We start from the raw sequence: 7,529 nt of genomic DNA on the forward strand, positions 1-7,529 counted from the left end.
TCAAAGGCGCTGTCAATCTTAAAGTCCTACCCGTAGACCGTAGGGAAAATCAAACACCTTTTTTCATAATCACCGTTCATCTATCAAATTATTCTATGCTATTGTTAAAAAAAGAACAAATTTCAGTAAAACAGGATTTTCATTATGCCGGAACGTAAAATTCCCACGAAGCTATCTGATAATGAAAGAGCAAGTCTTCTTCCGGAACTAGAAGGATGGGCTCAGGAAAGTGACCGGGATGCTATTCGCAAGATTTTTACCTTTAAAACCTTTAATCAAGCTTGGGGTTTTATGAACCGTGTGGCTCTTGTTGCTGAAAAGATGGGGCATCACCCTGAATGGTTTAATGTCTATAACAAAGTCGATATTGTCCTGACCACGCATGATTGTAATGGCCTATCAGCTTTGGATGTTGAATTGGCGAAAAAAATGAACCTTTTTGCTTCTAAAGTCTAAATCGGCATGAGGGTGAGGACTTGTAATCTAGGCCTTACTCTCTCATCTTCGATATATGAGATTTATACAGCTTCGAAAACCAGATCCTGAAGATTCTGAGCCCACTTTGCTAGCCGCGGATGAAAAGGTTGTTAAAAAAGGCTTTTTAAGGAAGCTTAAAAGAGTCGCTTTAAAAATAACCTTCTCAGAGAAGCTTTTGGCAGCTTATTTCTGTGCGACTGATCGAAAGACACCGCTGAAAGCCAAAGCGATTTTAATGGCAGCCTTGGCCTATTTTGTTGTGCCCGCTGATTTAATCCCTGATTTTATTATCGCATTTGGTTTTACGGATGATATTTCGGTTCTTATCGCTGCAATCAATTCTGTGAAGTCTCATATAACCACAGAGCATGAAGAGAAAGCGCAAGTCTGGCTTGATGTGAACGATTAAGAAGCGGGTAATTGACATTTTAAAGCAAGTTTCTTTTTAATCTTAGGTATTTTCTAATTTTTTTTGCATACTATGGTATTGCATGCTGAGAATTCTCAGGGAAAGTAGCTATGTTTAAATGGATATATTTTTGTTGGTTCTTTTCCTTTTTTGCGATCGGGAATGTTAACGCGACCGAGTTCTATACAGAAGATTTCCCCCCATACAATTATTTGGAAAAAAGTGAACTAAAGGGCATTGGCCCAAATATCATCCGAGAGTTGTCTTCGGAGGTTGGGGAGGAGCCCAAGATAAGGGTTTTACCTTGGGCTCGTGCTTATAAATATGCACAAGAAATGCCGGATGTCGGTATTTTTTCTATTGTGAGAACGCCAAAAAGAGAAAACGTTTTTCAATGGGTTGGGCCACTTTATACCGTTCGTGTTGGTCTCTATACAATACAAGGGAATAAACACTTTTATCAGGGAAGTAATAAAGAAAACTTAGAGCAGGCTCGAAAGGTTGGTAATATCGCTGTTCAGTTAGGTGGCGCAGGTGAAGAATTGCTGACAACGTTAAAGTTTCAGAACCTAAATAAAATTATAAACGTCAATAAAGCTTTATTTTTATTGCTAAAAGGACGGTATGATTTGTTGGAAACATCGGACACTTACATGGCTTATATGGCTAAAGAGGAAGATGTTTCCGAGGATACTGTCAGCGAGGCAGCTTTCATCGGGCAATATGATATGTATCTAGCTTTCTCCAAAAGTACCCCGATTGCGACGGTTCAAAAGTGGCAGGCTGCGTTGGATCGTCTTCGTAAGCGACAATCAGTGGAAAATCCAAGTTAAGACAATCTAGGTATATTTAAATAAGCTATAGCGTGCCTTGGGGTGAATTACTCGCAGGTTTGACTGTATTACGACTTGATAGCGCTGCGTCAGCTTTTTTGCGAATACTTGCTTCTCGCTGTGCAATATAGATTGCCGAGATTGCGATTACGCCACCACCAATCCAGGTCCATATATCTGGAATTTCTCCAAAGGCAAGAAAGGCCATAAGTGCCATAAAGGGGAGGCGGGCATAATCAAAGGGCATTACGGCAGACGCATCAGCAATTGAAAGTGCTTTTGTGATTAACAAGTTACTTAGGGCGCCAATGACACCAAGTCCAATAACAGCATACCAAACATTGGTACTTGGCCACTCCCAGACAAAAATTGCTGGTAAGAGAGATAAGAGGGTCATAAAAATCGTTGTATAAAAGACAGTAACGCTTGAAGAGTCTGTTTTGGTGAGCGTTTTGACGATCATCACCGACCCTGCCATTAATAAGGCTGCTAAAACGGGTAAAACTAATAAGGGGCTGAAGTCTCCATACCCAGGGCGTACAATAATAAGCACACCCACAAACCCCATAATTGTTGCACCCCAACGGCGAAGTTTAACATCTTCTTTCAGGATTAGCGCGGCCCCAATTGTAGCAAAAAGGGGAACGGTGAAGTTCAAGGCCACGGCCTGTGCCATCGGTAGCCAACTCACAGAGGCAAACCAGATGATCATTGCCGATATACCCACAGCAGAACGTAAAAAATGTAATTTGAGATGCTTTGTCTTGAGTTCTTTGAAGCCAATTTTATGCATCCAGGGAAGCATAAAAACAAACGCAAAAAAATTACGGAAAAAAGTCACTTCGAATAGAGGTAACTCTTCTGCGGATATGCGAACGAGTAAATTCATAACCGAAAAGCCGAAAGTCGCAAGAACGACCAAAAGGGCTCCTTGTAAAGGAGCCGGAATGTTTTTGTAATGGGACATAAAAATAGACGCCTTGGGGGCTGGAGAGGATTTAAAGCCTACTGTACCCAAAAGGGATTGTCATGTTCTAAGTGTATAAATTCAATTATCTTCATACCTGAGAAGCAGATGGTTCAAGTCATTGAAGACCATATAAAACTCTTTAAACTGTTGTAAGAACTTGTCCCATTCCAATCGTGCATCCAGCTCTTTCAGCTCGGTATAAATCTCGGACAGATTTTTCTTACCGTCACATCTTTTTGCTATCGCAGCAGATAGTCGCGGTAAAGTAAGGTTAAGCGGAATGCCATCAAGGTTGCTTTTAAGCGTGGATGTTTTTTTTAGGCTTTCAGCAATTGCATTGGGCTGCATCTCGCGAAAAATTGGGATTGCCCTTTCTGCTTGCGATAGATCAGCAATCGTATTTTTTTTGCGAGATAGATAGAAGACATGCAGTTTCATATTACTGGCAAGTTTTTCAGCTACAGCAGCCTGTTCTAAAGGGGGCAATGCATGTGCATGCTGAAGAAGTTTTGCGTCTTTTACATAGGTATTAATTTTGTAGCGAATTGGCTCGACAAACGCGGTTAATTCTAATCCGGATGAGGCAACGAGGTCGGAAATTTGGGGGACCGTGTAGGCTCTATCACAGCTATGTAAAAGGAGGTCGACAAGTTCTGCATCACTCGCTTTGTGATCAATGACAAAGGGGTTGCGGTTAAAGCTGTTCGTTGGGGGCAGTTTTTCCAAAAGACTGCGGGTCAGTTTTACCTTTTCGGCTAGACTTGAACAATCTCTACCCAGGTTGCGCAGAAGGTCTTGCATAGGGTAAACGCCTTCACGCCCATATTCCCCATAAACCATTATGCCCATACCACCAGCTTCCTTGAGAACAGAGGTCAGAGCTCGCAATCCCTGTTCAGGAGAGGAGAGATGGTGAAGGACGCCACAGCAATCTATGTAGTCAAAAGGCTCTAAAGCAAGGCTTGGTAAATCGAGCAATGATCCGCTCAGGAACGTTATATTATTTAGGCCACGTTCCTTTGCTCTTGCTTCTACGATGTCCCGTGATGCTGACGAAAGATCAAGATAGGTAACTTGTCCTGGTTGACCTTGTCCATCGTCGGATGCATCAGCCAGCTGTTGGGCAAGCATAATAGTAGCGTCACCCGTGCCGCCACCCGCAACTAAAGCTCTGAAGGGTTTGGAGAAGTCTCTCTTACCAGCAAAAAGATAGTGATTAAGTTCTGCAAGATTACTCGGGGAACCTGTGATTAAGCGTTTATGTTCATCCGCCGGATTTCTGGACGGATAGGGATAGGCTTCATATTGATCTTGAACTTCTGGCTGAACGGTCATTTTGGTCAAGCCGATTCCTTTGGCAGATTTGTAAATGGCAGCTGTATCTATATTTCATTGACAGAAGCCTCTTCTCTTACGGGCAATAGTTTAAGAGAAGAAGCTTGTTTTCTAGAAGCGAACGTTTTGCGCGGCTCTAATTTGACCAACCTGTATTCCAGCACGGTTAAACAAAGGAGGCTCCAGCACGTCTTTCATTTCTTGGGCTAGGGGGCCATCAATAATCTTTAGATGCTTTAAAATCATACCGATAACTGTCTCGGCAGAGCGTGTAACCCCATCATCTGCTTTAAGAGCGATACCTAATCCGAGTTCCGGAATTATACCTGTGTAAACACCTTCGGCTCCCGTTTTAATCAAGGCGCGACCTTTGGTTGCCTCAACAATTTTTGTACAGAACCTATCCGACCCCGCAATCATGAAGGGTTCTGCTGTAATGGCTTTGTTAATTCGTTGGCAAGCTTCCTGACGCGCTTCTGGTTGATCGGAAGGGTCGGCAAAGCGCGCCATGGCCAGAGCGATGTTCGCAAGGGGTGCCCCAATAACAGGAATGCCACAACCATCGATGCCGCGGGGGGCATCACCTAGATCCATGCCGCACATGGTTTCCATTGCGCCAAGGATGCGTTGTTGCAAAGGATGGTCGTATTTTACATAGCCTTTGAGGTCGAAGCCCAATTGTTTGCAGACTGTTAGGAAGCCAACATGTTTGCCGGAACAGTTATTGTGCAACGTTGTTTCTGAACCACCATTTTTCAAAAGATCAACCATTGAAGGGACATGGTAGGGAAGGTGAGATCCGCATTCCAGATCGTCTTCGGTACAGCCAATTTTGTCCAACCACTTTTTAACGGTTTCAACGTGTTTTGGCTGGCCGTCATGACTGGCACAGGCAATAGATATTTCTGCATCGGTTAGATTGAACGCGTCTGCGGCACCACTTTCAATAAGGGGGAGAGCCTGCATGCATTTTATGGCTGAGCGGCCATAGGTGACTTTTTCATAATCACCACCAGATAAAACAACTTTTCCATCCGTATCCACAACGGCATATGATGCACGATGAATACTTTCGACCATATTTCCCCGGGTCACTTCGACCATAATCGGGTTATTTTGACCCTCATTTGAGGATGAGCTGTTGTTTTTTGTTAAATCGGACACTAGAAAACTCTTATGTTAAGAACACGAGGCTCAATTCAGAACTACTCTGAACCGAGGGGCTCAACCACCCACATTATTTTGCGCAGGCATTATAGGCGCAAAATAATGAAGATTAACAGGCTTAAGAAGGACCTGAATTAAGACTATGGCAGAGAGAACCATGAGAGGATTTTTTGGCATGGGGGTCGAGGGCGGGAGTAAACCCATGAATCTGGGGAATTTGCTTCGGTCGGCGCATAGCTTTGGGGCAAGTTTCTTTTTTACAGTTGCACCGCATTATGATGCAAAACAGGTCAAACAATCTGATACATCAGATGCGGCAAAGACTTTGCCGCTTTATAACTTTGACAGTGTCGAGGAAATGGTACTGCCAAAGGGTGTTCAATTGGTTGGGGTTGAGCTGACAGACGAATCAATCGAGCTCCCAAGTTTTCGTCATCCAACACAGGCAGCTTACGTTTTAGGTCCTGAAAAAGGATCTTTGTCACCTGAAATGCAAGAACGTTGTGACTTTATTGTGAAAATTCCAATGAAGTTCTGTGTGAATGTTGGTGTCGCAGGTGCAATCGTGCTTTATGACAGATTGATTTCTATGGGCAGGTTCCCGGGACGGCCTGTTAATTCAAGGGCTGCGGCGGTTCCTCTACCCAAACATGTTCAGGGTCGTCAGATCATTCGAACAAAAAAAGATTAACAGGCTGGACGAAATTAAAAGACCTGCCTTAGAATTACCTATTTTGTGGCTTAGTGCTTGAGATCAAGAATTTATCGCGCAGAATATTATTCAGTATATTATACAGCGCAGAGTATTAGAGTAACTGGGTATTTAGAATTAACTGGGAAAATAATGAGTAAGCTATTGTCAATGAAATCCGCCATTCCTATGGCTCTTATGGTATCCGTTTCCTTTGGTCTGTCTGCTTTTACTGCGACACCAAGTTCTGCCCAGGGAATTAAAGCTATCGGACAGCACAAGGATTGGACTTCTTACAGCTATACCGAAAATGGTCATAAAGTTTGTTTTATGAACTCGGTTCCGAAGAAAGCTGAAGGGAATTACAAAAAACGTGGTGATATTTATCTGGTTGTATCCCATAGAGCAGCTGAAAAGCGCTGGGATGAAATTTCTATCCAGGCTGGTTATAGCTATCGCCCGGATTCTCAAGTAACTCTCAGTGTGGGTAAAAGCAGCTATAAATTCTTTACCGCTGGGGACAGTGCTTGGGCCTATAATCAAGAAGATGATCAGAAGGTTATCAAGGCGATGATCAAAGGGTCCAGTCTTATTGTACGTGGTGTTTCTGGCCGTGGTACAAAAACCAAAGATACTTACTCTTTAAGTGGTTTTTCAGCGGCTTATCGCGCGATTAATCAGGCGTGCGGTAAAAAATAATATCCTTGATACTCTGCAAGTGGCTGTTTTGATCGGGATAGAACAGTCACTTATAGATTGGTAAATTCATGGAAAGCTGTCGCTCTCATTGGGGACAATGAGGCATTTTAACCCGCAGCAAGCGGCTGTTATGCAGTTACTGCAGAGCGAATCCGCTTGAACCCGGAAGTGACTCGCTTTATTTAAGCCTCAATCGCAGATAAAATATCTGCCATAAGGATTGATGAGCTATGACCACAGCACCGAAAATCACAGAAAATACGGTAGAGACGACCCAAGAAGTTGAAAATACTGCCAAAACGCAAGTTCAGAGTGCGCAGGCAAGTAATGCAGGTTCTCGAGGGCACGCGAAAGCCTTTGCCCCACCGTCGTCACATGCTGCGGATGGTCGGAAGATATTGGTGGGGTTGTCCCGCGAAGAACTAGAGGCTGAAGTTCTCAGCCTTGGTGAAGCGAAGTTTCGTGCTAAACAACTGTGGCAATGGATTTATAATCGCGGCGCTGCGTCCTTTGAAGACATGACGTCTTTGGGCAAACCTTTTCGGGAAAAGCTGGAAGCTGGATATGTTGTGGGGCGCCCGGAAATTGTTGAAGACCTAATCTCGGTTGATGGGACGCGCAAATGGCTCCTTCGTTTTCCTGATGGTAATGAAGTCGAGACTGTCTTTATTCCAGAAGATGACCGCGGTACGCTTTGTGTGTCATCACAGGTCGGCTGTACTCTGACTTGTAAATTCTGTCACACAGGCACGCAGCCGCTGGTTCGTAATCTATCCCCCAATGAAATTGTCTCCCAAATCATTCATGCCAGAGATGCGATGGAAGAGTGGCCAAGCTCTGCGCCCGGACGGCGAGTGACAAACATTGTGATGATGGGAATGGGGGAACCACTTTATAACTATGAAAATGTAAAAGCAGCTTTGAAGATCGTTATGGATGGAGAAGGGC

9 protein-coding genes are annotated in these 7,529 nt (G+C 43.8%); 6 read left to right on the forward strand and 3 right to left on the reverse strand.

The annotated features are described in order from the left end of the window. Nucleotides 1-144: 144 nt before the first annotated feature. The 3 genes from Q0241_RS08160 to Q0241_RS08170 all read left to right on the forward strand — a co-directional run bounded on the left by Q0241_RS08160 (nucleotide 145) and on the right by Q0241_RS08170 (nucleotide 1,719). Nucleotides 145-456 carry a 4a-hydroxytetrahydrobiopterin dehydratase gene (locus Q0241_RS08160; protein ID WP_299375825.1) on the forward strand — a complete coding sequence of 104 codons (312 nt, stop codon included), beginning with the start codon at nucleotides 145-147 and terminating at the stop codon, nucleotides 454-456. Between the two features lie 196 nt (nucleotides 457-652). Further along, entirely contained in the window at nucleotides 653-886 is a 234-nt protein-coding gene (locus Q0241_RS08165; RefSeq protein ID WP_299375828.1) for a YkvA family protein, read from the forward strand. 110 nt (nucleotides 887-996) lie between these two features. Next, complete coding sequence (locus tag Q0241_RS08170; protein WP_299375831.1) at nucleotides 997-1,719, forward strand: transporter substrate-binding domain-containing protein; 723 nt, start codon at nucleotides 997-999, stop codon at nucleotides 1,717-1,719. Between the two features lie 25 nt (nucleotides 1,720-1,744). Here the strand turns inward: Q0241_RS08170 and Q0241_RS08175 are convergent, their stop codons facing one another. The 3 genes from Q0241_RS08175 to Q0241_RS08185 all read right to left on the reverse strand — a co-directional run bounded on the left by Q0241_RS08175 (nucleotide 1,745) and on the right by Q0241_RS08185 (nucleotide 5,188). Beyond that, nucleotides 1,745-2,686, reverse strand: a complete 942-nt coding sequence (locus tag Q0241_RS08175) for a DMT family transporter (protein ID WP_299375833.1) — start codon at nucleotides 2,684-2,686, stop codon at nucleotides 1,745-1,747. A gap of 81 nt (nucleotides 2,687-2,767) precedes the next feature. Then, nucleotides 2,768-4,024: a bifunctional 2-polyprenyl-6-hydroxyphenol methylase/3-demethylubiquinol 3-O-methyltransferase UbiG gene (locus Q0241_RS08180; RefSeq protein WP_299375853.1), complete on the reverse strand. Its 1,257-nt coding sequence runs from the start codon at nucleotides 4,022-4,024 to the stop codon at nucleotides 2,768-2,770. Nucleotides 4,025-4,135: 111 nt separating this feature from the next. Then, nucleotides 4,136-5,188: an asparaginase gene (locus tag Q0241_RS08185; protein ID WP_299375836.1), complete on the reverse strand. Its 1,053-nt coding sequence runs from the start codon at nucleotides 5,186-5,188 to the stop codon at nucleotides 4,136-4,138. Nucleotides 5,189-5,348: 160 nt separating this feature from the next. Between Q0241_RS08185 and Q0241_RS08190 the strand changes: the two genes are divergently transcribed. The 3 genes from Q0241_RS08190 to rlmN form a co-directional block, all read left to right on the forward strand. Then, nucleotides 5,349-5,882, forward strand: coding sequence for an RNA methyltransferase (locus tag Q0241_RS08190; RefSeq protein WP_299375839.1), 534 nt, complete (start codon nucleotides 5,349-5,351; stop codon nucleotides 5,880-5,882). A 153-nt stretch (nucleotides 5,883-6,035) separates the two neighbouring features. Beyond that, a complete protein-coding gene (locus Q0241_RS08195) occupies nucleotides 6,036-6,581 on the forward strand; it encodes an invasion associated locus B family protein (RefSeq protein WP_299375842.1) in 546 nt (181 codons plus the stop codon). A gap of 230 nt (nucleotides 6,582-6,811) precedes the next feature. After that, nucleotides 6,812-7,529: 23S rRNA (adenine(2503)-C(2))-methyltransferase RlmN (gene rlmN, locus Q0241_RS08200; protein ID WP_299375845.1), on the forward strand; the 718-nt coding region annotated here is incomplete at its 3' end.

It is taken from the genome of uncultured Kiloniella sp. (assembly GCF_937128705.1).
Taxonomy (GTDB): domain Bacteria; phylum Pseudomonadota; class Alphaproteobacteria; order Kiloniellales; family Kiloniellaceae; genus Kiloniella.

Coding starts and splice junctions, on each gene's coding strand:
- Q0241_RS08195 (WP_299375842.1), top strand. CDS start 6,036: ATGAGTAAGCTATTGTCAATGAAATCCGCCATTCCTATGGCTCTTATG.
- Q0241_RS08160 (WP_299375825.1), top strand. CDS start 145: ATGCCGGAACGTAAAATTCCCACGAAGCTATCTGATAATGAAAGAGCA.
- Q0241_RS08190 (WP_299375839.1), top strand. CDS start 5,349: ATGAGAGGATTTTTTGGCATGGGGGTCGAGGGCGGGAGTAAACCCATG.
- Q0241_RS08175 (WP_299375833.1), bottom strand. CDS start 2,686: ATGTCCCATTACAAAAACATTCCGGCTCCTTTACAAGGAGCCCTTTTG.
- Q0241_RS08170 (WP_299375831.1), top strand. CDS start 997: ATGTTTAAATGGATATATTTTTGTTGGTTCTTTTCCTTTTTTGCGATC.
- Q0241_RS08180 (WP_299375853.1), bottom strand. CDS start 4,024: ATGACCGTTCAGCCAGAAGTTCAAGATCAATATGAAGCCTATCCCTAT.